The organism is Enterococcus sp. DIV0806c (assembly GCF_051710905.1).
Taxonomy (GTDB): Bacteria; Bacillota; Bacilli; order Lactobacillales; family Enterococcaceae; genus Enterococcus_B; species Enterococcus_B mundtii.
This window is the reverse complement of sequence record NZ_JBIOLO010000001.1, coordinates 1716246-1742427: the sequence shown is the minus strand read 5'-3', so window position 1 is coordinate 1742427 and position 26182 is coordinate 1716246. Positions and strand designations below refer to the sequence as shown.

Here is a 26182-nt window from a genome sequence, read left to right as displayed (position 1 = left end):
AAAGATTAAAAAAGTTGTCCAATTGGATAGCTTTAAGGAGGATATTATGACTAATAAAGTATCGTTTCAACTAGAGAAAAAAGGATTTCCTGTAAATATTGGGGATCTTGAATTTTTCTTCGGAACTACAACGGAGGAATTGACACGTTTTTTTGATGTGCAAGCTGAATTTGAAGAACATGTGAAAGAACTCAAACAGCAACTAAAACAAATCAAAAATATTGATACACCTGATAAAGAAGATGCACTTCGCATTATTTCTCTAACCAAGGAACTTGCGAAAGCTGAGTATGATTCTTTACTGGGAGAAGGATCTTTTGAAAGAATTTACTCTACTTATCCAGATGCAGAACAATTGATTGAATTATTTGATCCAATTGCTTTTGAAGTTGCTGGAGCAATTGAAAAAGAAGCATTGAAGCGCAAAGACACCTTATCCAAAAAGAAAGCAGACTTATTGAAGAAGAAAGCATTGAAAAATAAGAAAAAGAAGTAGGTGATTAAATGCGGTTAAATGATCCGTTAGTCACTTCTATAGAATTTGAGGGGAAGGAACATCCTATAGATTTAACATTTGATAATGTACTTGATGTTTTCGATATTCTCGAAGATTCTGAATTATTTCCAGAAGAAAAAGTAAACATGGCTTTAGGACTGTTGCTCACTAACTTTGATGAAACTTCTCAAGGTTCAGCTGATCAACAGTTTTTATTATTCAACTATATTTTAGAAAACTATATTTCAGTGGGGAATACTGATATTGTTGAAACAGATCGATTAGGAAATCCTATGCCAAGTGCTGGTAAAGAAAATAGGAGTATCAATTTAGTTCATGATGCCAAATATATTTATGCTTCGTTTAGACAAATCGGAATTAATCTTTTTGAAGAACAAGGACGTTTATCATGGGAAGAGTTCCAAGCATTATTAGAGAGTTTACCAGATGACACAATCCTTTCTCGCATTATTCAAATTAGAAACTGGGAACCAAGCAAAGGAGAATCTACTAGAGAAAAAGAAAGAATGAGAAAGTTGCAGCAAAAATATGCTTTACCCGATTTGGAAGTAGGTGAAGACGATGGCTGATGGAAAAATCCAGATTGAAGTTGATGTTGATGGTAAAGGCGTAACAATACTAAACAATAATCTTGATCAGTTAAAGGGGAAAAGTAACAAGGCTGGCGCATCAATTAAGAACTTAGTCATTTCCTTAGGCCTCGTCAAAGTTGCAGCGGCAGCTTTTAATGTTTTGAAGAACTCGCTTGATGCAGCAATCAGTCGTTTCGATACCATGCAGAAGTTTCCGAAAGTCATGAAAGCTTTGGGATTTAGTGCTGAAGAATCACAACGCTCTATTAACAAACTTTCTGATGGTATCGATGGTTTACCGACAAAGTTAGATGATGTAGTGGCAAGCACGCAACAAATGACAGCAATAACAGGTGACCTAGACAAGTCAACAGATACAGTATTAGCTTTGAATAATGCCTTTCTTGCTTCGGGAGCTTCAACGGATGATGCCAGCCGAGGAATGCAGCAATACAATCAAATGCTCTCCACAGGACAAGTAGACCTTGAGAGTTGGAAAACTTTGCAAGAAACTATGCCGTTAGCCTTGCAAAAAACTGCCGAAGCTATGGGATTTGTTGGAAAATCAGCGCAAAGAGATCTTTATACTGCGCTTAAAGAAGGCACAGTTACATTTGACCAATTTCAAGATAAATTAATTGAATTAGGTACTGGAACAGGTATGTTAGCTGATTTAGCCAAGGAAAATTCTTTAGGGATTGCTACTTCATTTGGCAATCTTAGGAATGCTGTTTCAAAAGGCGTAGCTAATATGATTACTAAGTTTGATGAACTCACTCAAAAGCTGACTGGTCAATCCATTGCACAAAATATTGATGGAATGAAAGCTCTGATCAATAAAGCATTTGAAGAAATGGCTAAAGGAATGGATGTATTAATCAGTCATTCTGATAATTTGGTAAAAGCATTTGATAGCTTGTTGGAAATAGTTGACTTATTAGCACCAGCTTTTGTTGCAGCAACAGGGGCATACATTGGGTTTAAAACAGCATTGTCATTAGGGACAATGGTTGCTTTTGTCACAAAAATATACGGGATCATTACTGCTCTAGGTAGCATGGTTAGTATGCTTGGGGTGTCAGGTACTGCATACGGATTACTTGCAGCAATTATACCAGCTGGTGTGACAGTTTTTTCATTACTGGCCGGAGTCATTGGTGCAGTGGTCGCTTCATTCTTGTATTTCTATAAAACAAATGAAACTTTTAAAAATGGTGTTAACCAAACAATTAAAATAATAGAGTCAGGACTAATTAAGGCTTTCGACTACTTAAAATCTGTACTTTCTTCTATATTGCCGACACTGCAAAGTGTAGCAGGCGTGATTTCTGTATCTGTAGTAAATGGTTTTCAAAAACTTGTTGATGTAGGAATATCGATTGCTTCGGTTGTCGTACCAGCTTTTGAAGCATTTGCTCATGCAGTAAAAAATGTCATTTCCTCAGGTATTGAAAAGTTTGGGGCAATGTTGTCTCAAATCGGTAGTGTATTATCGGGAGTTTTTTCTTCTGGAATGGAACTAGCAGGGAATTTACTAGAAAAACTTGGAGGATCATTTGGAAAAATTGGTGGGGTAATCTCTATAGTTGTAAGTATGCTAACAAAAGTCGCTATTGCAGCATTAGGATTAACAGGACCTCTTGGATTAGTTATTTCTTTAGTAATCTCATTTATAGCAGCGTGGGCTAAAACAGGTGATTTTAGTGCAGATGGGATTGCCACTGTATTTGACCAACTAAGTGAAACTATTAGGAACGTAGCAGATTCAATTTCAAAGTATCTTCCAAAAATAATCGAAACTATTACCTCTATTATTACTGGAATCGTAGACAAAATTATAGAAATGTTGCCTCAACTTACAGAAGCAGCAATCCAAATTATTCAAAGTTTAACACAGGCGATAGTCTCTTATTTACCAAAATTAACTGAGACTGCAACTTCTATCATAAGTACTTTAGTTCAAGGCATATCTATTGCACTACCAAAGTTATTGACTGTTGCAACAGGAATTATCACCACTTTGATCAATGCTTTATCTGAAATCTTACCGCAAATGATTGAAATAGGAGTTAAATTACTGACAACATTAATAAACGGTATCATTTCTGCTTTGCCAAAAATCATAGAAGTTGTTGTTCAAATAATAAATACTATAGTTGATGCCTTTATTACAGTTTTGCCGATGTTACTTGAAATTGGCTTGCAAATAGTAATAACACTTGTTAATGCAATTGTTACAGCACTTCCTCAATTAGTTACAGCTGCTACAACAATAGTAACCGGTCTATTAAGTGCAATTATTGAAGCTCTACCAACATTGATCGATGCAGGAATACAGATGTTAATGGCACTGATAAATGGATTGCTATCAGTGCTACCATTATTGATCAATGCATCAATCCAAATAGTTTTAGCGCTAATCGGAGCACTAATTAACGCACTTCCACAAATTATTAATGCTGGGATTCAACTAATATTAGCTTTAATTCAAGGGATAATTTCAATTATTCCGCAAATAATTGCAGCTGGAATTCAATTAATAATTGCATTAGTTAATGCTGTAATTAATATGGTGCCACAATTGATTTCTTCAGGAATTAAATTGATTGTCTCCTTAGTAAATGGTGTGATTTCGGTTTTACCTCAGTTGGTTAGTGCGGCATTACAATTGATTAGTGCTTTACTTAGAGCATTAATTGGTGCTATCCCACAATTATTATCTGCTGGTATCCAATTAATAAGTGCATTAGTAAGAGGAATTTTAAGTTTGGTTGGTCAATTAGTAGCTGCTGGTGTAAGACTGATTACAAGCTTATTAAGTTCTATTGCAAGTTTCTTAGGTAGAATGCTTCGTGCAGGTGCTGATTTAATTAGTAATCTAGTTTCTGGTATTACAAGCTCTGTTGGGTCAGTAATTAATGCGGCTACTGATATTGGAAGTTCTATAATGGACACGTTGGGCAATATCAACTTATTCGATATTGGGAAAAATATCATTCAGGGATTAGTAAATGGTATTGGCTCAATGGTTGGAGCTGTAACATCTAAAATTGCTGAAGTAGCTGGAAACATCAAAGATAAAATTACTGGAGCTTTAGGCATACATTCTCCTTCTCGGTGGATGAGAGACTATGTGGGTAAATTTATTCCTCAAGGTGTGGCAGTAGGTATTGAAGCTGATGCAAAAACCGCTTATTCAGCAATGGATAAATTATCCAATGGATTAATGAAAACTATCACTCCAGAATCAGCTCTTGGCACTTCGAGAATGGGCATGGCATCTGTAGGATCGCAGATCGTTAATAACACCTACAACAACCAAAAACAGATTGATATTGATAAACTTGCACAGATTATTTCAAGGAAACCAGTTAAGGTCTTAAGCTATTTAGACGGATCTCTAGTAGGTGAGAATATAGATAATCGTTTTGGAAAAACAATAAATCGTAGACGATACACAAATGGAGGGTGATTGAATGAGTGAAAAAACGACGATATATCTCGAATTTGCTAATGAAAGAATTGAGTTAACCGATAATCAGCACTTACGATTAATTGATATAAATATAGGTATGCCTGTAGCAAAAAATGAATACGTTGAATTTTCAGGGACTAATGGTAAACGCCTTTCTAATAGCTCTTTGGACTCCTTCCCCATCACGTTAATATTTGATATTCGAAGCTTAGAAAAATCTATGTTTGACTTGGTTTTAGAAAAGACTGAACTTCGTGAATTGTTTACAAAAGAACCTGAATTCTATTTAAATTACAGTAAAGAACCAGGTAAAAAATATCGAGTTGTTTATGATTCAATTGAAGATGAAAGAAAAGGGGCAATTTATACAAGGTATACTGTTAATCTGTTAGCAATCAAAGGTCTATCGGAATCAATTGCAACTACACTATCAGACTTTAGTTTAGAAAATGAATGGCAATTCTCACAAGGGATGATCTCTGAAGACTATAGTTACAGGCATCAAACAAGTCGCTTCACTATTTATAACGGTGGAAGCATCATGATTGATCCGAGAGAACATTATCTTCGAATTGTGTTGGAAGGTGAGTCAGAAGGGAATGCAACCATATTTAATAGAACGACAGGTGAAAGGTTTATATATTATCCTCCATTATCTACGAAGCTGGGACAATCTTTAGTAGTAGATGGAGTCATTCCTCGTTTGAATGGAGTTAGCTGTGGTATTGACACTAATCATGGATTAATTAGTTTGTCCGAGGGAGTAAATCAAATTGAAATCCAAAATATTACAAGGGTGAAATCAGCATGGGATTTCCGTTTCTTGTATAAGTAGGTGATTGAGTGACTGATTTAATTATCCGAAATTATGAACAAACTAAAGAAGAAATCCTTGTCGGTTATAACAAGGATTCTTTTTATGAGAATTGGCAACAAAATGAAACATGGGAAATTGCTTTTACAGCGACGAACAGTTCAGTACAAAAAGAAGTATTCGATTTAATTGAATATGAGTCGTCAGTCTTTTTTGATGGGCAAGAGTTCATTATTAAAGAAATGAACCGTAACACTGTCGGACAATTAGTTATCAAGCAAGTAGTCGCAACTCATGTTTACTATACGATTCAAGACGGATATCAGTACAATACATTAACTGGTACAAGATCGGTTAGCCAATTACTAACACACATTTTCAGCGCGGGTAACCGTGGGTTTACGTGGGAAGTCATCGATCCGAATAAAAAACTTCTTACGGTTGAACAAGAAAACTTTGGAAATGGGAATTATTTGAAGCTGATCAATGAAATTCTATCTGACTACAATGCGATAGTGATTCCTAATAATAAACATCTAACTTTTTATCCCGCCTCTGAATATGGCCAGAAAACAGAGGAACAAATCCGATATAAATTCAATACGGATGAAGTTTCATTTGAAATTGATACCTATAGTTTAAAGACTCAAATTCGTGGATACGGCAAGAAGAAAGAAGATGAATCTTACTACTTCAGCCCAATCACTTATACAAGTCCTGAGTCAAATAAGTGGGGGATACGCATTCAAGATCCAGTAGAAGATGAACGTTATACAGTTGCAGGAAATATGTTAGAGCGCTTAAAAAATGACTTACAAGATTATCCAAGCATTTCTGGTTCAGTGACATTAAAATGGAAGATTAATCCAGAAAAGGGTGACTACGTCCCATTCATTTATGAACCACTGAATATAAATACTTACATTCAGATTGTAGGTATCAAAAAATATCCAGCGATACCAAATAAGCCACCAGAAGTTATATTGAGTAACACGAAAAAAACTATGACAGCGATTCTTGCTGATATGGCACAGAGAGGAGTGATTTAATGGGGTTACTAAAACTAATCAATAATCGTATTTCCGCTGAATGGAAAGAGGTATTTAACAAGAATGTTGATTATTTGGATGGTCTGGAAACAAGATTATCAAATAAAGATAAATCGACAAATAGTCGTATTGATAATCTCGTTTTAAATTCTGGTGGTGATTCGCCAAATGAAGTGATCGATGCTCGTGTAAATATCGATGGTGAAATGTTTGAAACACTTCAATCAAGATTGAATGACACAGAAAGAAGTACCAAAGAAAATATTTTATCTTTAAAAAGTATGCAGGTGGATACATGCGATCAAGTGAGTCAGTTGAATGATAGCGTGGCAACTTTGGTTGGAGGCGGTGGTGAAGCAATAGATTTGTATGTCTCAGCTTCAAATGGCAGCGATCAAACTGGCAATGGCACAGAAGAGAAACCTTTTGCGACGATTCAAACAGCAGTGAATCAAATTCCATTAATCGTGGTGCAAGGGGTAACGATTTGGATTGATGATGGTGTCTATCTAGAAGATGTTGTGATCAGAAATATCAGCTTTACAACAATAAGAATTCGCCCACAAAATAATACTACTGGTATTGATCCTTCTACTTCTGACCTTCCTGTAAAGGTAAGAAGTATTGGGTTCTATCAATGCAAAGGATACTTTCAAGTTTCAAGCATTCAGTTTGTTGATCAAGCAAATGGCTTGCTTTTTGAAGGTTACAGCTATGGATTATTAGTCGAGCAAGGGGGATATCTAGCCGTAGAAAGATGTAAATTTGCTGAAGATACTCGAAATAGAAATGCGATGGGAGTCTATTGTGGTGGTATGTCTGCGATGAATTTATACACGTCTACTTATTTTTATCGTCAAAGTATTGCGATTCACACAAAGTTGATGGGACAGGTAAATTTATCCAGTATCAAAGGGTCAGAAAATACCAAGGGTGTGAGATGCTTAGCTGCGATTGTTCGAGGTACCTTGCCAAGCAACTTTGCAACTACGCCTACCGAAGTTGTTGAAAATGGACTTATCATTACTAAAGGGACGGTGTTGTCTTAATGGTTTATAAAATAAATGAATCCATCATAAGAATCCAAGCAGAATCATTAAGTCATATTCCAACGAATGCTGTCTTTTGGTCTTATGACAAAGGCACAGCAAAATTACGTATGCAATTGTTGAGAAAGGACAATACTCCGCAAATTTTATCCGAAGGGACAACGATTCCGATTCGGTTAAAGTTTAAATCAAAAACCGCAAAAGACGGATTTGGAAAACATGATTATCTAGCAACTATTGAAGATAGACTAGGTGGTATTGTTTCAATTGTTTTGAAAGATAATATTTTGGGCTATGTCGGTAAAGTAGAAGGTAGTGTTTACATTAATTTTCCTGATAATCGCTCGTTAGATACTGCTGGTCGATTCACTTTCACGATTCGACGTAGCCCTATAGATGAAACCACATCAGAGCTAGAAGACTACTATTTCAATGGCTTTAGTCAAACAATCGATAAAATAGAAAAAATTATGACTGATGGTAAGCAAGCGATTGATCAGAAGATTGCAGATTCGGAGCAGCAAATTAATGAAAAGTTGGAAGAAGCTAACAATGGAATCGTTCAAGCAAATCAAAATATTGAAACTTTGAGCAACGAAATTAATGAGGCGAATGATCGTATAGATCTAACCAATCAACAAATTGGTAATCTTGGAAAACTTAAAAAGATGTACTCAAACAGTATTGATTTTGGGGATTACGATTATTCTGGAAATCATAATCTAGCCATAACTAACTCAGATACGTTTAAATCAGGGACAGGTGGTCCAGTAACCTATGCGAACGGTGAATATACTGTTCATATGGATGGCAGTGGAAGATTGAGCAGATATAATGTAAATTCAGAAACAAGTGCTTATTTGAAGGATAAAACGCAGTATACGATGAGTTGTGAAATATACGTGGGATCTGACTACACAGGGGATGTCACACAAATTTTTGCAAACTATGCTTACACAGATGGTGGATATAGCATTTTACAAACATCACGCTTGCCAAGTGATGCACCTAGAAATACTTGGATCACTGTAAGTGGAACTTCAACTATAGATTATCAAGGGCGTGTGCCTAAAGTATTATATTTTACTTGGCAGACAGTAAGCAATACGGTTAACCCTACTGGTACACTTAAAATAAGAAAGCTAAAAATAGAACATGGTGCAGATGCTACACCATATCAACCTAATCTATTACAAGAGCCTTATCAAGTATCAAAAGTTGCACTAAATAACCATCTAGATACAAACGGTATGACACCTGTTAATACAAGTAATTACCTGGTATATACCTACTTCCCTAGTGAGTTTATCAAAAAAGGTTCTACATTCACTATTAGACTAGAGGGTACTAAACCTAATGATAAGTATTTTAGATTTTATATGTACAAGACAAAGGTTGACGGAACAGTGGTTTCAAATGATTTCTTAGGTGATATGGTACAAGTTGAAGGGTTAAAAAATACGTGGGAGTTAGTTGTCAATAACTATAATTTTGATGATACAGACTTGACCCAACGTTTTAGATTGTATCAGCATCCTAATAGTAACTTAGGTGCGGTGTCTATTAAGTGGTGTAAAATTGAGTACGGAACAGTGGCAACACCACCAATCAGCTTTTACAAATACTTCGGCGAGGGGTTAAAAGATAGCAATGACCCAAATGATTATAGCTGGGATGTAACCTCAGCATATACTGAAAAAAGTTTGAATGAGAAAGTAAGTTTAACAGAACCACAATCCATTGCTGGAACGAAGAATTTTCTAGAGCAACCTTTAATTTCAGGTGAACGTATATCAACTGAAAAATTTGGAGTATCACTAACTGGTGGACAATTAACAGGAGTACCCGTTTCAGATGGGACTGTTTTAAATTGGGGAAGACCGTATGCATATGATAATGAACGATCAAAAATGAATGATTTATTTACAATATCTGAAGACGCTAAATCTTTAACGATTCTAAAAAGCTGTGCGCTTCAATTTATCGGTAAATTTACCTGTCAAACGAACAATGCCAGTTACTATGCTTATCTAGGAATGCGTGTGAATGGGGCGAGTGACTGGCGTGTAGCTGGTATAGGAGGAACACTAAATTGGCGAAATGATGTTGGATGGTTTTGTGTAAGGAAATTTAACGTCGGTGATGTAGTAACGCTTGTAACTGGAACAAATTATACAACTGATTCAGTCAATGCATGGGGTGTTGATCAAGTGTATATCAGAGAAATTTTGACAGCGTAAGGAGGAAATGTATTGAAGAATATTTGGAAATATGGAAGAACTGGCGGAGAATACGTTGGTGAAGTTGTAGATGATTTACTTGTAACAGTACCTTTTACTGATGTATCACCGCTTGAAGGAATACGTGAAGATGGTGAACCACTATCGATCAATGATCAAGCATTTGACCCAAAAGAAAATCGTTGGGTTGTCTTATCAAATCTTTTGGATCATAACATACTAAATAATTTAGAAGCAATGTACCATGTTTTAGAATCAGAGAATGATAATCTAAAACAATTGAATGGTAAATTAATGCTTAATGATGTAGCAATCAAACAAGAGAATACTCTATTAAAACAAAAAGCAGATGGGTTGGCTCAAATCAACTCGAAAACAATGCTAGCTATAAATCAGTGTACGCAAGAAATTTCGAATATAAAAGAGCAATTGAATTCTCAAACTGAAGGAGGAGAAGAGAATGTTTAGTTTTGAAGATGTGAAGATGATGTATGATTGGGGTTGTTTCACTGATGACCAAGTTAGGCAGTTTGTTCCTCTCTGTATCACTAATGAGGAAGCAGAAAAAATTGTAAATACAGAAAATTAGAGAGGCGTACTCAAACGAGTGCGCTTTTTATTATGGCAAAAGGAGTTGCTACATGATTAATTTGGGAGAATGGGGAGCAATAGCTGGCTCAATCGCAGCTATTGTCTCTTTAATTTTATTGGTTATCAAACCAATTACAACTTCATTTTCAAAAATTACCGAGACTTTATCAAAAGTGAGTAGAAATTTAGATTTACTAACGAAAGATCTAGAAGCAAGTAAATCTGATCGTATGACGATTCATGAAGAACTAAAAATACATGATGATAGGTTAGATAAGCATGCAGAAAAATTAGTTGAACACACGCAGCAAATCAGAACTTTATTTAGGGAGAGGACGAAATGAAAAATATTAACTGGAAGGTCCGCTTTAGCAAAGGTAATTTATCTTTTGTTTTACGTTTTATCGGAGCATTATTAATTCCGATTCTCGCATACTTCGGATTAAAGTTTGAGGATATTACTTCTTTCGATACCTTGTTAGATGTATTAGGTAAATTTATAGGCAACCCTTATTTACTAGGATTGACAGTAGTAAACGCTCTAAACATGGTGCCAGATCCAACTAGTAAAGGACTGACGGATAGTGAAAAGGCATTGAGCTATTCAGAACCTTCAAAATAATACACGTATAAGAAAGGAAGTTTTAATAATGGCAGTTGAAATCATTGTAAATTATGTAACTAGAGGAGTTGCTGGTCGACGTAGTGGGGCGATTCAAGGAGCTGTAATCCATAACTCTTGGAGTTCCGCTACGGCTAAACAAGAGGCGGACCGACTTGCCAGAATGACTCCTGCACAATTGGAAGCAGGATTTGCCCATGAATACATCGACAGTAACACAGTCTATGTAACAGAAAATCATTTAAATCGAGCATGGCATGTTGCGAATAGTGTTGGTAACAATGGATTTATCGGTTATGAAATTTGTTGTAATCGTAACACGTCTCGTACAGCTTACCTATTAACGGAACAAATCACATTTTGGCGAGTAGCTGCAATGCTTCGAGAAAATGGCTTGCCAGTAAATCGTAATACTGTACGGTTGCATCACACGTTTTCTGCAACAGAGTGTCCTAAGCGTTCACTAATTGAGCATTGTGGTTATGATTCCACATTGGCAGTACCAAGCGCAGTTTCTCTCAAACTACAGGATTATTTTATTAACCAAGTATCTAAATTTTATAACAGTCCTTCCATGAAACCAGGAGATGTAATTGGAGAGCAACTCACTCCATCTACTCCTAGCGAACATGATAAGGCAGTTGCTGCAAGTGCGCCAGTTCGGCAAGGAAATGCGATAGCCAAGCTTGATAAGTTCAATGTCTTCGAGAAGGGCAAAGCTCGTGTCGCTGGATGGTTAGTGCCTAGCATTCCGCAAGGACCTATTGGTACAAGAGCATTCGTTTTGATCATGGAGCATGGCACAAATAAAGAATTTACTCGCATTGAATCTAAAGGTATCTCACGTCCAGATGTCAAAAAAGCATATGGTTATCAAGGTGGAGATACTCTTGGTTTTGATGTAACTTTTGATACTGATTGGCTGAAAGGGAAGAAGATTGATATTATTTTACGCCGATGCAATCATTCTAATGGTGAAGGTGCAGTAAATAACGTGAGGATTTCTGATATTTATTTAGTGTTATAAATAAAAATAACCCCTCATTGAGGGGCAATACATAAAGTGATGGAAGACTCGCCTAGTTGTTATATTTTGGTATAATGATAAAGAGGTGATGAAATGAATTGGTATATAATCCTGAATATATGGGTAGTGTCGCAGATTGGGTTGGTATATTAGTAACAGCTCTTACCATATTTTTTACGGTTAAATACTATTTAAATGATAATAAAAGAGAATTTAGAATAGTATTATATCCATTGTATACAGAGGAAAATAATGAGATGCTTATTGGATATAGTGAGCCAGTATTCTTTGAATTCTATGCAGTTAATTTTTCGAAAAATCCAGATTCTGTATATTTTTACACAATTAGACCAAAGTATACTATTTTAGGGAAATTATTTTTTAAAATACCAAAGAACCCATTGGATTTAAGCAACCCTTTCGAAGAACGACGCCCTGAGTATCAAACACTAGGATCAAAAGAAAGAACAAAAATAGAGAAAGTTAAAGTAGAATTACTATATGATCATCTTTCGTATTTATATAAGCGTACTAAAAGGAATAAATATTTAAGAAAGATGACCTTAGAAATTGTATATCAAAATGTGGAAGGAAAAGAATTTAGTAAACAGATAATATTTCCGATAGAATTAATACAACAATACATGGAGGAACAAAAAGAGCGACTAGAGAATTACAAAAAAATAAAGCCGTTAAAAGAATTTTTAAGTGACGGTAATGACAGTGACTGAGTTAATAAGTAACAGAAAATAAAATAAGTAAATTTCCATAAAAAAGTGATAATTCTTGAATATTCTATAAATATAAAAAAATGTAATTACTAGTTGAATTAAAAAAACTATTGTGGTATATTTTATTTAATGAAGGGTGCGATGCCTAGGAAATAAGTCTCATTTCATATGTGTTATGAAGTGGGGCTATTTTTCTATGATTTTGAAAGGACAAATCATAAATATGGGAGAAAAAATTTTTTTAACATGGAACAAGCAAGTAGAAAAACTTGAGTCTAGAAATATTTGTTTTAGAACTGATGAAGAAAGAAAAAATGCAAAATTCGCATTGCAAAATAATTCATATTATGCACTAGTTAATGGATATAAGGATTTTTTCTGTATTCTTGATGAAAGTGGAGAAGATGATTACCAGCATGAACTATTTGTTGATTTGAGAGATACATTTGATTTTGATAAGGAACTTTCAGCTTTAGTTTTCAAATATTTATTAAGGATTGAAGATTCTATTAAAGCTATATTTTCATATTATATTGGAGAGCAGTATGGTCATAAGAATACTGATTATCTAGATGTAAAAAAATATAGAAAAGGTAATTATGTTGCAAGAGAACAAAAATTTGAAGTAGATATTTTATTAGAAAAATTAAATAGAACAATCGATATGGAAAGAGATTTACAAATAGAGCATTATTCAAAAATATATGGATATGTACCACCGTGGGTATTAGCTAGTTGCTTATCTATGGATACTCTCATGTATTGGTATAGACTATCCAACAGAAAAATAAAAGAAAAAACTGTGCAAACTATGCTTTATGATTTTGAACAATATCCTTTTACCCACATAACCGATATTGAAGAAAATATTGAACTTTTTACGAATTTAACTACTCTTATAAAAGAGTATAGGAATCGAGCAGCTCATGGTAATAGAATTATTAATCACTCTTCTAAGCATAATATAAAAATACATCTTTTAGAATTATATGCCCTTAACAAAAAGGAAATAAAAGGTTTATATTTAAAGGGAGTATTAAAAAACGATATTTTTTCTTTGTTTGTGACTATTGTTATTATGTTGTCGAAAAGAGAAACAGTCAGAAATAACTTCATAAAAGAAATCGAGGTTCTTTTTTATAGATTTAAAATAGATAATCCTGCTTTATACAAGAAGGTTACTAACAAAGTTAAGCTTAATGATAATTTTTTAGAAGTATTAAGAGGTATAATTTAGATTACTCAGGTCTAAATATTTATAAATATATATGAACTCCCCTCTATCATTTTGAGGTGAGTTTTTTATTACATACTTTTCTAGATCAATAAATTATACTCTATATAGTCATACAGCCGATGATCGCTCCGCTCGTCACGATATCAAATAAAAATATAAATTTTTTTTTATTCTAGTTTTTGCAGCAGGGATTTTAAAGTAGTTCTTATTGGAATCATAGAGATTGATTAATAAGCTATCTTCGATTGCCAAAAAAACTTCTGAATATCATAATTTATATAAATCTTTGATAGATCTATTTGAAGGGTCAAATTCAAACCATAAGTATGTTTTTCTTTTTTGGTGGTTAAGGACTTTACTAGCAAACAACAGATTAACTATTAAGAGTTAGATAAAGACAATATCTCCCACATTTATCCCACGGAGTCTATATAAAACTACAAAAAAATGTGAAGTGATACGAAGTAGTGTGAAAAAACAATAGAACATGCAGCAATTGAAAAGACTTCTATATGAAGCAATTTAAAACTTACTGAAAATGCATATAATACTTTTAGAATACAAGACTATAAGAAGCCTTCATGGCTGTTCTGAAAATGGATGAGGATGAACCGAAGAAATAGAAAATTTAAATTGATTTTAGAGGAAAGCATCTCGCAGGAGATGCTTTTTTTATCGTCAAGAATTCAAGTGGCAAATAAATTCAGTGAAATTATAGCTACTGATTAAATGAACGGTTATGAATCTTTTATTCTTTTTCTTCTTTTTCTTCTTCGCCATAGATATTCATTAGAATAACTGATGCATGATAAATACCATCTTCAATCCAATGTCGGTATAATCCATTCTGTTCTTCCACAATAGTTTGAACGATTTTTAGCCCAATTCCTTTTCTAATACGCCATTTTCTTGAACGAATTTCGCTAGGATCAAAAGTATTATCGATATTTATGATGAGATTGTTATTAAATAATTTTAGCGAAACATTCATTTTCTTTTCTAAGTTTTTTTGTCTAATGCATGCATAAAGGGCATTATCAAGCAGATTGCCTAATATTGAGGTAATAATAGTATTTCCTATATAAAAATTATTTGGTATAAATGTTTCAATTGCCATTTTTATATTATTATCTCTAGCTTGTTGCGCTTTTTGATTCAACAAATAGTTAATGCTTGGATTACTTGTATAAAAATCAATTAATGATTGATCCAATGTAATAATGGATTTATTTATATAATTTAAAGCTGCTTTCTCATTGTGATTCTCAATATAGCTAGCTAATATGAGGTATTGATTTTTTAAGTCATGGTGCATTGTTCGAATTCTTTTTTCTTTAGTTTCAAGATCATTAAGATACTGGCTATTATTCTTCGCAATAATTTCTCTTCTTTTTTTGTGTGATAATTCAAGAATATGTATTTGGATAAATTTGAATATAAGTAAGTTAGCCATAGTTATTGTTATAACGCCAAAATCTATTCCTAATAACCCAATCACTGATAAAACAATGCGATTATACCACCATAATCTAGTTGTAAATAAAATTGTTATTGATGAAATAGGAACAACACACAAGATGAGAACCAGTTTATTTGGAAGCTTGGGTATTTGTTTTAGATGGTTTTGAAAAAATATCAAAAATATGATGTAAAGCAATATTATCTTTAAAATACTAGAAAAGAGAGAGAGGTTAAGATATGGAATTAACGATGGAACTGAATCAGTGAACCAAGGTTCTCTAGCTGTACCTAGTTGAGTAAGCTGTGCCAGGTTTTCAGAAATCATAACAATACTCAAAAATACAAAAGCCCATAACATAATGCTGCTTTTTTCAACTTTCATTAAGATTCCGACACAAAGGTAAATAATAAATGAAAAAATTAAGTTAATGAACTCTTTAATAAATAAGTTTTCAGGTATAAAGATAAATAATGCGTATTTTAGTATGAAGCAAATAAGTACTAAAATTATCCACTTATTCGTAGATTGTGTAGGAGCAGATTTTTTATAAATGTAAGCCATTAATAGACAGTCTATGAGAGTGAATAAAGTATTAATAAAGTAAACTAGCATAAATTTCATACTCCTAACGTTGATAGGATTTGTTCTTTGCACTGTTCATTGAACTTTGCACTAATAGGTAACTCTTCAGAACCATCATAAATTTGAACAATAACAGATCTTTTTTTCACACCACGTATATAATATGCGTTTACGATATATGAAGTATGAATCTGCACGAAACCGTCACCTAATTTCTCTAAAAGTGTTTTTGTATCCATATAAAAGGATTTTTTACCGATTTTCCCATGCATTATGACTTTTCGCTTCTGTTTCTCAAAGAAATAGATATCGTTTTTAGCAATTATAAAATTGGTTTTTTCACTTAAATAGGAAAATTGATTTGGAAATTCATTCAGATGGCGCACAGCTTTTGCCAAAATTTCCCAAGTTTTCTGTCTATCTAAAGGTTTCAATAGATAATCGAAAGGTCGTACTTTAAAGACACTTTCCATATATTCTCTATAACTAGTAAAAAAAATTAAAATGGCATAGTCATCTTTTTCTCTTATTTTTTCAGCTAAAGAAATGCCATCCAATTTGGGCATATCTATGTCTAAGAAGTAAATATCATATTTCTCTTTTTTTAGTTTCTTGTACAATTGAACACTGTCTGTATATACATCAACGTCGAATTTTAAATTTGGATAACTTAAAATTTGGCGTTCAACTTGCTCTATAAACGAAGGCTCATCATCGCAAATTGCTATATTTAACATACGACTCATCTCCCATAGATATTTAGCTCTATTTTACACCAAAAATATATATTTTTAATATCTTGTAACGTTTTATCGTTTGAACGTAACTGTTCGCAAATTTTATTGATTAAAATTTTACTAGTTAAAGTCCATTTTATTTTTTATTACATGTTATTTTGTTTTTGTTACATATGACGTGTAAAATATTTTAATTTGATAGACTATGAGTGTAGATTAATAGATTAAATCATTGAATAAAAAAGTTTTATATATATGGAGGTGATCAAGTGGAAGGTAACTATTCAACAGACGATGTACTTTTTTTCACAGATTCGAAATACGATACAGATAATTCTAAATCCTTTTCAGTGCCAATCCCTAACAATTGGGAAGAATTTCGTGAAACTGAGTGGACGTATATCATTCCTCTAAAAAATAATATGCAACGTCAAGGATGGAAAGTCCATATTAGTTCAACTCTTGAGTATACAGATGAGATACTAAAAATCGTCTCTGACTATTGTTATAAAAAAAACGTTGTTTTTTAAGCATTTATCAACACTTAAACGTTTTGTTAATCGCAATGGAAAACAAATACCTCGAGAACATGCTGGAAAGTTCATCACTTGTTATCCTGATGAGTCAATTTTAGAAGAATTTCTAAACCGTTTAGAAGACCAATTACATGGTTATCCAGGGCCTTATATTTTAAGCGATAAACGTTGGGCAAAAGGGCCGATATATTTACGATATGGAATGTTTAAGAAAGGTTCGCCAAATAGTGAAGGAATGTTTAGTGATGAACTTGAAATAGATGGGAAAATGGTCGCTGATAACAGGAAGTCTTTCTTCGTGAGACCTGATGATAGTGTAATTCCTGAGTTTCTAAAGCAGTGGCTAAATGTGCAAGAAAATGCTTCATCTTCATCTGACTTAATTCCTTTTGAAATAGCTAGACCGATTCGATTTTCAAACTGTGGCGGTATCTATGAAGGATACTACTCTGAACTGGGAGACGAATTAGTTTTTATAAAAGAGGCGAGACCATATACAGGAATTGATGATAAGCACCTCACAGCGATTGATCGAATAAAAAATGAAGGAAAAGCATTGAAGTTGCTTGCCGATTCAACCTGTGTACCTAAATTCCTGTGGGAAGGAGAACTTTGGGAACATCATTTTCTTGTTATGGACAAAGTTAACGGAGTAACATTAAATCGATGGATCACAAAAAATTATCCATTGTATTCTAAAGGCGACAAAGCTGGTACATGGTACGCGACGGATTATCTTAACAGAGCACATGAGTTAGTAAAAAAAATAGAGATATTTTTTGAAACTATACATGAAAAAGGTATTTTTCATCAAGATATTCATCCTAAAAACTTTGTTATTGATGTGCAAGACAACTTTAGTGTAATTGATTGGGAGCAAGCGGTATTCAATGAACTTGATAAAAGATTCCATATGGTAGCAGCACCTGGATTCAGGCAGTGGGGACAAACAACACCAGAGGAAATAGATTGGTATGGCGTTTCTCAACTTGCTCATAGTTTGTTTTTCCCTGTTGCTTTACAAGGAGATTTAGTTTATGGGTTTTCCAAACAGCAAGAAAAGGCTGGCAAAGAGATATTTGATTCGCTAAATGTTGATGTTAAAGTCCTAAGTGGATTTTTAGTGACGCTCAATAGGTTGAGAAATAAAGCAGGGAATGTACAAGTTTTGACTGATCGAAAAAACTTACATCCTTATTTAGATCGATATAAGGAGAAAAATATTGATTTTAAGAATATATTAGGAGAATTACTTCAAGGCTTTGATGAAACAATTAGAAGATGGAAATATCCTTATCGTAACTGTCCTGTGCACTATTATGGGTTAACTACACTCCAAGGAATAGCTTTTTCTGATTTAGGTATATTTTGGGCTTATTCACTTGCTGCAAAAAGAATTGGGATTACTTTATCTAATGACTTCAAACAACTACAAGAAAAAGTGAGAATTGAACTGGTAAATGAAATTGCCAATGGTCACATGCGTGATTTTAGTTTTGGAGAAGGAGCAGCAGGAACTTTGTGGATCATGCATAAAATGGGAAACTCCGATGTTGCTGCAAGAATATTTGAAAATAATTTTGCAATTTGGTGGAAAGAGACCAATAATCATAGTATTTATAAAGGTAAAGCAGGTATTTTATTAGTAGGACTGGATTTTGCCAATGAAGGATTATTTTCAAAAGAGTTTGAAGTAATACTTAGGACTGTTACAAAAGTTTATGTGAAGGAGTACATTTCTGATCCTGAAAGATATTTATCAATTGGAAAAGGTAAAATTGCGACTAATAATCCGCATAAGATTGAAGCCGGGTTACTATATGGACATGCTAGTCTTGGTTGGCTTTTTGCTGAAATGTATAGATATACTGGAGAGACTATTTATATAAAAGGATTAAATCAATCAATAGCTAATGAGCTAAAAGGATATTTCAAAGATGATACAGACATGATGCAATATGCTCAAGGTTTTAGAATTTTACCATATCTTTCGATGGGAAGTGCAGGATTAGGAATACTCATCTCACAAAATGCCGATATAGTTGATAAAAAATACATGCATGTATTTGAATCGCTTTATGAAGCGACAAAAACAAATTTTTGCATTTCACCAGGGTTATTTAATGGATTTGCAGGGTTGAAATTGGGACAAATGATGATGAATAAGTATCTAAAAAAAGATGATGTTCAAGAAATTATAAAATCCGTATATTCTGGTATTTCCCAACACTTAATCAAGTTCGGTAAGGGTTCATGTGTTGCAGGTGATAGTGGTATGCGTTTGACCACTGATGTTGCTTCCGGTTTCGCAGGTTTAGTACTTGCACTGGAATCGATTGCAACAGATGAATTTTTATTATTACCAAAAATGACAGATACGAGACAAACTAGCAATGTCAAACGAAATTTTGAAGTTTAAATCTCTTGAGATCGAAGATGAAGTTATCGAGGAAGTCGAAGGAGAATGCGGTAGTACGGCTAACTGGGGTTGGCGGAATACTTATCCAAGTGATATAAGACTGTTAAATCATACTATAACTATCCAGATTTCAGTATGTGAAAGAAGAAGTGTATCCTAATTTGGTTTATATTCTGAAGCAAGAGGTAGATTTTTTGTTACTTCTGTCTGCTTCTCATAGAACCATTTTAGGATATTTTTATCGAAAGAAGGTATTTTTGAATTTGATACGTAATATCAAAAGTATTAATTCAATGATCAGGCTAAAGTCTAATTGTTTCTACAATTTTCTTATGCTACCTTAAATTTAGAAATACTAAATAAGGAGGCTGCTGGTAAATGTTTAAGTTAATTATTAAGCAATTTTTACAGCATTGGAAAATTTGGCTATCAATACTACCTATTTTTATTGTTTCTGGTTTAATATTTAGCACTGCTTTTGTGATATTAAATGCTTTAAGTAGGGCTGATCTTAACAGTTCGGTTGATTATGGTGTTTTTATGCAGTTACCAATAGTTATAGGGATAGTAGTGTTGTTTTTATTGACTACCAATGCAATGAAACAGTGTATAGATTTTTTTGATGAAACAAATGACATATTGCTTCTTTTAGGGGCTTCTCCAGCTCAAATTAGTTTGGTAATGACCGGTCAAATGTCATTAATCGGTATGATTGGAGCGTTTTTTGGAAGCTGCTTTTCCTTAAAATCTTCACAGCTTTTTTTATCCACATTACCTTCGAGTGCTGCTAAAGAATCTCTTGTACATATCCCTCTTCAGTTCTCATGGAATATCATTTTTGCTGTGATAATGATTCAACTAGCAATTATTCTATATACATGTATGCGCTATTGTCTTAAAAACTATAAGAAAAGAAAGGGAAGCCTTTCCTCTCATAGAGCATCTAATAAAACGAAGAACAGTGGTAGATTTTTGGGAATAATTGCGTTACTCATAAGCGTAGGTGCGACAGTATATTTATATTTCAAAAATATTCCTGATCCAACTTTAATAAAAGAATATACTCAAAGTATGAGTAACTCAATGAATTTATTGCTCCTTCTGTGGCTTTCTATACTTATGACTATGAATTTTTTGATTCGTCCCATATTTCGAGGGATCGTACATATAATTGTTGGATTACCAAAAATGACAAAGAATCCAATGGTCCGCACTGCATTTTACAATATGCAATACAATATAGAAGAATTAATAAAATTAATTCGTCCTGTCAGCATCATTACTTTGCTAGTTGGGAATTTTATAGCTTTGTTTCTCAACACTAAACTACTGATTGATGGTACAAATGATAACTCTTATATTTCAGATTTGGTCATCAACCTTATTTTTGTATTTGGTGCTCCAATACTCATCAGCTTGGCCAATGTATTTGTGTCAATTTTTCTTTTTAGAATTAAAACAAAAGTTGAATCTAAAGAATACTTTTATACTGGATGTACACCAAATTGGATTTTTAAAATGAGAATCATTGAAATCAGTATAGTTTCACTCATATCAATAATAGTTACTTTCATTGGAATAATAATGTTTGCGATTCCATTATTAAGAGTGACCTATCTGGGTGGGGGCAATATTTTTAAGGCGAATTGGTCGATTAATATTCTATTATCGTTAGGAAATTTTGTTGTCTTCGGTTTGTGTTTTATTTCCATTTATTGGTTTGAGCGTCATACATCAAAGAAGTATGTGGAGTAGATTTATTAGTATACTAAAAGAATCCATCTGTTTTAGTTGAACCAATCATAAGAGAGTAATAAATTCAGATTGAAAGAAGTAGGGGAATAGCTGAAAGGGGAGATCCTTCTACTATCAGTGAGTAGTTTGCGCCCTACAGTTCTATATGAGAATTCGATTTATAAACTAGAATGATTTTGTGGTAAGGATAGTACTATTAGTATTATTAAATTTTTGGAGGTTAAGACCGATGAGAGAGATAGTGATTTCAATAACTGAATTAAAAAAAGAAATAGAGCTTGCGAAAGGAAATCTTTTACAAGTGCTTACTGATATTTCTTTTGATGTAAAACAACAAGAGTTTGTATCAATCGTAGGACCTTCTGGTTCAGGGAAAACAACGTTGCTTCATTGTATCTCTAGCTTATTACCTCCTACAGAGGGAGAGGTGATGATCGATGGCGAATCACCATATGGATGGAGTGCAGCGAAATTAGCAAAGTTTCGCCGTAAAAAAATCGGCTTTATTTTTCAAGATTTCCAACTCATACCTTCATTGTCAGCCTACGATAATATGGTACTCCCAGGAACATTGAATGGTCACAAAATAAAAAGGGAAAATGTTTATTCTCTGGCAGAACGATTGGAATTAAAAGCGGATTTACACCAACCCATTGATGCTCTTTCGGGTGGTGAACAACAAAAAGTGGCAATTGGTCGCACAATATTAGCAGATCCAGAAATATTATTTTTAGATGAACCTACTAGCGCATTAGATACTCACTCACGTGTCCTTATTATGGAAGTACTGAAAGAATTAGTAAGCAAAGGAAAGACAATCGTTATGGTGACTCATGACCTAGAGCTTGCCAGTCAATCTTCCAGAGCAATTGTTTTAAAGGATGGGCGCATTCATAATAATATATGTTCGCCAGCATTGGAAAACCTCATATTCTAAAAGATAAGATTCATTCATTCCTACCTTAGCTCCATCTAGTTTTACTCAATGAAATTAGCGTATGCTTTCTTTGGTTCTCAAATAAATTAAACAAATCATTCGGACAAAAAAATAGATTCATGTATAATTTAAACAATAGTATATATTACTGTCGTTATAATATTTTCAGAGAATATTTTATGTTAAATTTATTGCTATTTTTTATTCATTTATGAGGAGGAAAAAGATGAAAAGGGGATTTATTACTAAGGGGATTTGTGGGTTCACGATACTTGCGATTTTAGCGAGTTCGTTTGGTGTGAGTCAAGTTTTTGCAGAGGATTCGTCTACAATGGCTACCTCGACTGAATCGACTCAAACGTCAGCAGCTCCACAGATAAAAAATACAGAAACAAATGTAGTCAGTCAGCAGACAGAAACGACAGAAACGACAGAAACAGAGATACCAACGCAAGAGTCACAACAAACACCATCAATACAAGCGAGTGAAGAAACAGAAGTTCAACCAGAGCAACCACAAACTGCAATCGTCGATGGAGTAGAAGTCGCTTTGGAAGCACCAGAAAAAGCTGGTAAAAACGAAGCGGATATCACACAAGCGCCAAAAGAGGAATTGATCGAAGGCTCCCCAAGATTATTTCGAGCAGCTGTGCAAACGATTCCAATGTATCGTTTATTCAATCCACATAGTGGTGAGCATTTTTACACGAGAGATACTGGTGAACGAGATAATTTAAGAAGGATTGGTTGGAATTACGAAGGTGTTGGTTGGCAGGCACCGACAAGTGGTGATCCTGTCTATCGTTTGTACAATCGCTATAATGGGGAACATTTTTATACGTTGAACGCAAAAGAAAGAGATAGTATCACGAAACAAGGCTGGAAGTATGAAGGAATCGGTTGGTATTCCTATAAAGGAGCGAATGCCATTCCTGTCAGTCGTTTATATAGTAAACGAGTGAACTGGCACCATTACACGTTAGATGAAAATGAGAAAAAAGTAATCACGAAACAAGGCTGGGTCTATGAAGGTGTTGGTTGGTACGCAGTTGGTAGTGGTCAACAAAATCAAGAGGACTATAAACTATTGGGTGTGAAAAATTACAACCAATATGCGTTAGGTGCGCCAAGTGGATGTGAAGGGGCTTCTTTATTGCAAGCACTTCAATATAAAGGGAAGATCACCAATTGGAGTTTGACTCAATTCTTGAATACGATCCCTAAATCACCGAATGGTAATCCAAACAGCGGTTTTGTTGGCAGCCCATTCGTCGAAAATTCATGGACTTATTCTGCAATTTATCCTGCACCTTTGACGACGTGGGGCAAGAAGTACGGAAATGCCCAAAATATTTCAGGTAGCTCGATGAATACGTTGCTAAACGAAGTCAAAAATGGCCATCCGGTTGTTGCTTGGGTGACGATCAATTTCCAACCAATCCGTTGGGGGAATTGGAATTTTGGTGTCGCAGCGAATAATAATCATGCGGTCACTCTTGATGGATATAATAAAGGAAGTAATCAAGTCCATGTATCAGATCCGATCAGTGGTTCTTATTGGATGAATCGGACAACATTTGAGAATATTTATAATGCACGTAAATACGCGGTAGTTGTAAGATAGACTAAACCATAATAAAACCAATTGTTGTAGTAATACTTTTCAATAGCCTGTAAAATCCGAGAATGAATTATCTTCTTGGGTTTTACGGTTTTTTTATTGCATAATTCTAGCTAGGTCAAAAGCAATTGCAAAAAAATTTGTTACGTTAATGTAAGCTAATCACTAGTAGAATAGATTCCAACCCACATGCCTATTTAGTATGATTTAGACAGGAAGTGAAAAAGAATAGGGAAGTGGGAATGATAATGGGAAAACTAGTAAAAGGATTATTAGCAATTGTGCTTATTTTAGGAATTGGTGCATTTTTTATTGAATCAAAGACAGAAGGCTTTCAAGCATTAACGGAAAATTTTTTATCTGATAAAGAAGTGAAGGAATACTATGTCAAAACAAGTAGTGGGGATAAAAAAGGGAAGGATTATCTCTACACGTTTGAAGGATACGATGAAGATGGCAATCAACAAACAGTAAAAAAATTAGTGGATCACGAGTTAAAACAAGGTAAATACTTAAAAATCTATGCAAAAGGAATGCAAGGAAAAGGATGGAGTGAAGTACCAGAAAACGAAGTGCCTACGAAGGCGTTGGAAAAAATCAATTCGTAATGGCTAGGATGTTGAATTCTTAGTGTCCATTTATTAATAGTAGAAAAAGCTCACAGTGATGTTAAGGATAAATATCATTGGAGCTTTTTCAATGTACTCGAAAGATGAGCTCAGTCTGAAGTCGTTAATAAATTGACTTTATTCGTATTTCTTTTTTGACAAACAAATAAAGAAGTGGTATTGTAGTTCTACCCAAAACGTAATTATTACGATTTAATAAATATAAAGTGGAATAAAGGAGCAGATTATTAGTGGCAAAAAAATCAAAAATTGCAAAAATGAATAAGCAAGTAGCTTTGATCAATAAATATAGTGAACAACGTCAAGAGTTAAAAGCAGCAAAAGATTATGAAGGACTAGCTAAGCTACCAAAAGAGTCTAATCCTAATCGTTTGAAACTGAGAGATCAGACAGACGGACGTCCTCGTGGCTACATGAGAAAATTTGGTATGTCTCGAATCACATTTAGAGAACTGGCGCATCAAGGAATGATCCCAGGAGTTAAAAAAGCAAGTTGGTAAAATAGGAGGAAAAAGTCATGGCAGTACCAGCAAGAAAAACATCGAAAGCTAAAAAACGTTTGCGACGAACACACCAACGTTTGACGAAACCAGAGATTTCTTTTGACGAGGTGACTGGTGATTATCGTCGAAGTCATCACGTCTCCTTAAAAGGTTATTATAAAGGACGGAAAGTGACAGAATAATCGATTGGACGATGCAAGGAGGCTGCAAGAAATGGAAATTATTTATCCGCCATTGGTCGAACAAGGAATCAAATATTATTCGGAAACGGAAAACGAACCTGTAGACAAAGGAGAATTCTATCGTGCGATGGTCGATAAGAAACTGATTACAGAAACTGGTCTTCCTACAGAACATGCGATAGAGCAAGGCTTTGTCAAAGACTATTACGAAAAACAAAACTTATCCTTTGAAGAATTTTTGGACATTTATCCTATTTTTCAAAAGTATGATGCCGATTTGTTCAAATCTATTGACGGCTTCTGGGAGATTCCTGTAGACTTGAAAATAGAATTAATGGAAATGCTTGAAACGGATCAACTGGATTATGATGACGAACAACAAATCAACATCTATTTAGAAGATCGGTAAAAGGATAGAATAAGAAAAGCCAAAAGGACAATCTATATGCATAACTTTCGTAAATCAGGTATAAAACCTTGGGATATCATCATTATTTTTGTTCTGGTAGTTGCTTCTTTCGCTCCGACAATTGTTTTTGCTTTGTCATTTGATAATGCAGAAACTGAAAATAGCGTGACGTATGCGATAGTCAAAATCGACGGAAAAGAAGTCGAACGTTTTGATTTAGATGAAATCAGTAGCAAGATGGTGACTTACCATCCATCTGATACCCAATACAATATTGTCGAAATCCAAGAAGGTAAGATCAGAGTCAAAGAAGATAATAGCCCCGATCAAATCGCTGTAAGAACAGGTTGGATCTCGGAACCTGGACAGACTAGTATCTGTTTGCCTCATCGACTAGTGATAACCATTGAAAAAGAAGGAAAGTCTGATTATCACATCTATTAAGTAAAAGAAAACTGCTATTGTCAGCTTGTAGAAAGTTGATGG

Annotated in this window: 26 protein-coding genes and 1 pseudogene; 24 read left to right on the top strand and 3 right to left on the bottom strand. The window is 34.1% G+C overall.

From position 1 onward, the window contains the following. The first annotated feature begins 46 nt into the window (after positions 1 to 46). The 14 genes from IGK77_RS08255 to IGK77_RS08190 all read left to right on the top strand — a co-directional run bounded on the left by IGK77_RS08255 (position 47) and on the right by IGK77_RS08190 (position 13924). A complete protein-coding gene (locus tag IGK77_RS08255; protein WP_074799173.1) occupies positions 47 to 496 on the top strand; it encodes a hypothetical protein in 450 nt (149 codons plus the stop codon). Between the two features lie 8 nt (positions 497 to 504). Further along, positions 505 to 1086 carry a Gp15 family bacteriophage protein gene (locus tag IGK77_RS08250; protein WP_074799171.1) on the top strand — a complete coding sequence of 194 codons (582 nt, stop codon included), beginning with the start codon at positions 505 to 507 and terminating at the stop codon, positions 1084 to 1086. Continuing rightward, entirely contained in the window at positions 1079 to 4561 is a 3483-nt protein-coding gene (locus IGK77_RS08245) for a tape measure protein (RefSeq protein WP_074799170.1), read from the top strand. The genes IGK77_RS08250 and IGK77_RS08245 overlap by 8 nt, the downstream gene beginning before the upstream one ends. 4 nt (positions 4562 to 4565) lie before the next feature. Then, positions 4566 to 5399, top strand: a complete 834-nt coding sequence (locus tag IGK77_RS08240; protein ID WP_074799168.1) for a phage tail domain-containing protein — start codon at positions 4566 to 4568, stop codon at positions 5397 to 5399. An 8-nt stretch (positions 5400 to 5407) separates the two neighbouring features. After that, complete coding sequence (locus IGK77_RS08235; RefSeq protein WP_074799166.1) at positions 5408 to 6427, top strand: phage tail protein; 1020 nt, start codon at positions 5408 to 5410, stop codon at positions 6425 to 6427. Continuing rightward, entirely contained in the window at positions 6427 to 7476 is a 1050-nt protein-coding gene (locus IGK77_RS08230; RefSeq protein WP_074799165.1) for a hypothetical protein, read from the top strand. Before IGK77_RS08235 ends, IGK77_RS08230 begins: the two co-directional genes overlap by 1 nt. Next, on the top strand, positions 7476 to 9716 hold the full coding sequence (locus tag IGK77_RS08225; RefSeq protein ID WP_074799163.1) for a BppU family phage baseplate upper protein: 2241 nt from the start codon (positions 7476 to 7478) through the stop codon (positions 9714 to 9716). The genes IGK77_RS08230 and IGK77_RS08225 overlap by 1 nt, the downstream gene beginning before the upstream one ends. 12 nt (positions 9717 to 9728) lie before the next feature. Then, complete coding sequence (locus tag IGK77_RS08220; RefSeq protein WP_074799162.1) at positions 9729 to 10184, top strand: hypothetical protein; 456 nt, start codon at positions 9729 to 9731, stop codon at positions 10182 to 10184. Continuing rightward, on the top strand, positions 10177 to 10305 hold the full coding sequence (locus tag IGK77_RS08215) for an XkdX family protein (RefSeq protein ID WP_074799160.1): 129 nt from the start codon (positions 10177 to 10179) through the stop codon (positions 10303 to 10305). The genes IGK77_RS08220 and IGK77_RS08215 overlap by 8 nt, the downstream gene beginning before the upstream one ends. 52 nt (positions 10306 to 10357) lie before the next feature. Then, entirely contained in the window at positions 10358 to 10651 is a 294-nt protein-coding gene (locus IGK77_RS08210) for a hypothetical protein (protein ID WP_074799158.1), read from the top strand. Then, positions 10648 to 10929 (top strand): phage holin, encoded by a 282-nt coding sequence (locus IGK77_RS08205; RefSeq protein ID WP_074799156.1) that lies wholly within the window; start codon positions 10648 to 10650, stop codon positions 10927 to 10929. Before IGK77_RS08210 ends, IGK77_RS08205 begins: the two co-directional genes overlap by 4 nt. 28 nt (positions 10930 to 10957) lie before the next feature. After that, positions 10958 to 11956 (top strand): N-acetylmuramoyl-L-alanine amidase, encoded by a 999-nt coding sequence (locus tag IGK77_RS08200; protein ID WP_074799154.1) that lies wholly within the window; start codon positions 10958 to 10960, stop codon positions 11954 to 11956. Between the two features lie 98 nt (positions 11957 to 12054). Continuing rightward, complete coding sequence (locus IGK77_RS08195; RefSeq protein WP_438713136.1) at positions 12055 to 12687, top strand: hypothetical protein; 633 nt, start codon at positions 12055 to 12057, stop codon at positions 12685 to 12687. A 196-nt stretch (positions 12688 to 12883) separates the two neighbouring features. Continuing rightward, complete coding sequence (locus IGK77_RS08190) at positions 12884 to 13924, top strand: Abi family protein (RefSeq protein ID WP_438713135.1); 1041 nt, start codon at positions 12884 to 12886, stop codon at positions 13922 to 13924. A 72-nt stretch (positions 13925 to 13996) separates the two neighbouring features. On the opposite strand, the pseudogene IGK77_RS08185 reads toward IGK77_RS08190, so the two are convergent. The 3 genes and pseudogenes from IGK77_RS08185 to IGK77_RS08175 all read right to left on the bottom strand — a co-directional run. Beyond that, positions 13997 to 14293, bottom strand: a pseudogene (locus IGK77_RS08185) (DUF5960 family protein); the annotation flags it as partial. 379 nt (positions 14294 to 14672) lie between these two features. Then, entirely contained in the window at positions 14673 to 15767 is a 1095-nt protein-coding gene (locus tag IGK77_RS08180) for a GHKL domain-containing protein (protein ID WP_177187646.1), read from the bottom strand. Positions 15768 to 16003: 236 nt separating this feature from the next. Then, positions 16004 to 16705 (bottom strand): LytR/AlgR family response regulator transcription factor, encoded by a 702-nt coding sequence (locus IGK77_RS08175; protein WP_074799149.1) that lies wholly within the window; start codon positions 16703 to 16705, stop codon positions 16004 to 16006. Positions 16706 to 16974: 269 nt separating this feature from the next. Here IGK77_RS08175 and IGK77_RS08170 point away from each other — a divergent pair, with 269 nt between their 5' ends. From IGK77_RS08170 to IGK77_RS08125, 10 genes are all read left to right on the top strand, one after another. Further along, positions 16975 to 17235 (top strand): hypothetical protein, encoded by a 261-nt coding sequence (locus tag IGK77_RS08170; RefSeq protein ID WP_074799147.1) that lies wholly within the window; start codon positions 16975 to 16977, stop codon positions 17233 to 17235. Then, positions 17225 to 19660 (top strand): lanthionine synthetase LanC family protein, encoded by a 2436-nt coding sequence (locus tag IGK77_RS08165; protein ID WP_081355896.1) that lies wholly within the window; start codon positions 17225 to 17227, stop codon positions 19658 to 19660. The genes IGK77_RS08170 and IGK77_RS08165 overlap by 11 nt, the downstream gene beginning before the upstream one ends. A 378-nt stretch (positions 19661 to 20038) precedes the next feature. Next, a complete protein-coding gene (locus tag IGK77_RS08160) occupies positions 20039 to 21415 on the top strand; it encodes an FtsX-like permease family protein (RefSeq protein ID WP_074799143.1) in 1377 nt (458 codons plus the stop codon). Positions 21416 to 21644: 229 nt separating this feature from the next. After that, positions 21645 to 22352, top strand: a complete 708-nt coding sequence (locus IGK77_RS08155) for an ABC transporter ATP-binding protein (protein ID WP_074799141.1) — start codon at positions 21645 to 21647, stop codon at positions 22350 to 22352. A 226-nt stretch (positions 22353 to 22578) separates the two neighbouring features. After that, complete coding sequence (locus IGK77_RS08150) at positions 22579 to 23976, top strand: C39 family peptidase (protein WP_074799139.1); 1398 nt, start codon at positions 22579 to 22581, stop codon at positions 23974 to 23976. A gap of 245 nt (positions 23977 to 24221) precedes the next feature. Further along, positions 24222 to 24581, top strand: a complete 360-nt coding sequence (locus tag IGK77_RS08145) for a YxeA family protein (RefSeq protein ID WP_115357691.1) — start codon at positions 24222 to 24224, stop codon at positions 24579 to 24581. A 251-nt stretch (positions 24582 to 24832) separates the two neighbouring features. Then, complete coding sequence (gene rpsN / locus IGK77_RS08140; protein ID WP_074799138.1) at positions 24833 to 25102, top strand: 30S ribosomal protein S14; 270 nt, start codon at positions 24833 to 24835, stop codon at positions 25100 to 25102. 17 nt (positions 25103 to 25119) lie between these two features. Then, a complete protein-coding gene (gene rpmF / locus IGK77_RS08135) occupies positions 25120 to 25287 on the top strand; it encodes a 50S ribosomal protein L32 (protein ID WP_074799136.1) in 168 nt (55 codons plus the stop codon). A gap of 31 nt (positions 25288 to 25318) precedes the next feature. Next, entirely contained in the window at positions 25319 to 25696 is a 378-nt protein-coding gene (locus tag IGK77_RS08130; protein WP_074799133.1) for a hypothetical protein, read from the top strand. A gap of 36 nt (positions 25697 to 25732) precedes the next feature. Beyond that, complete coding sequence (locus IGK77_RS08125) at positions 25733 to 26140, top strand: NusG domain II-containing protein (protein WP_074799130.1); 408 nt, start codon at positions 25733 to 25735, stop codon at positions 26138 to 26140. Positions 26141 to 26182 lie beyond the last annotated feature (42 nt).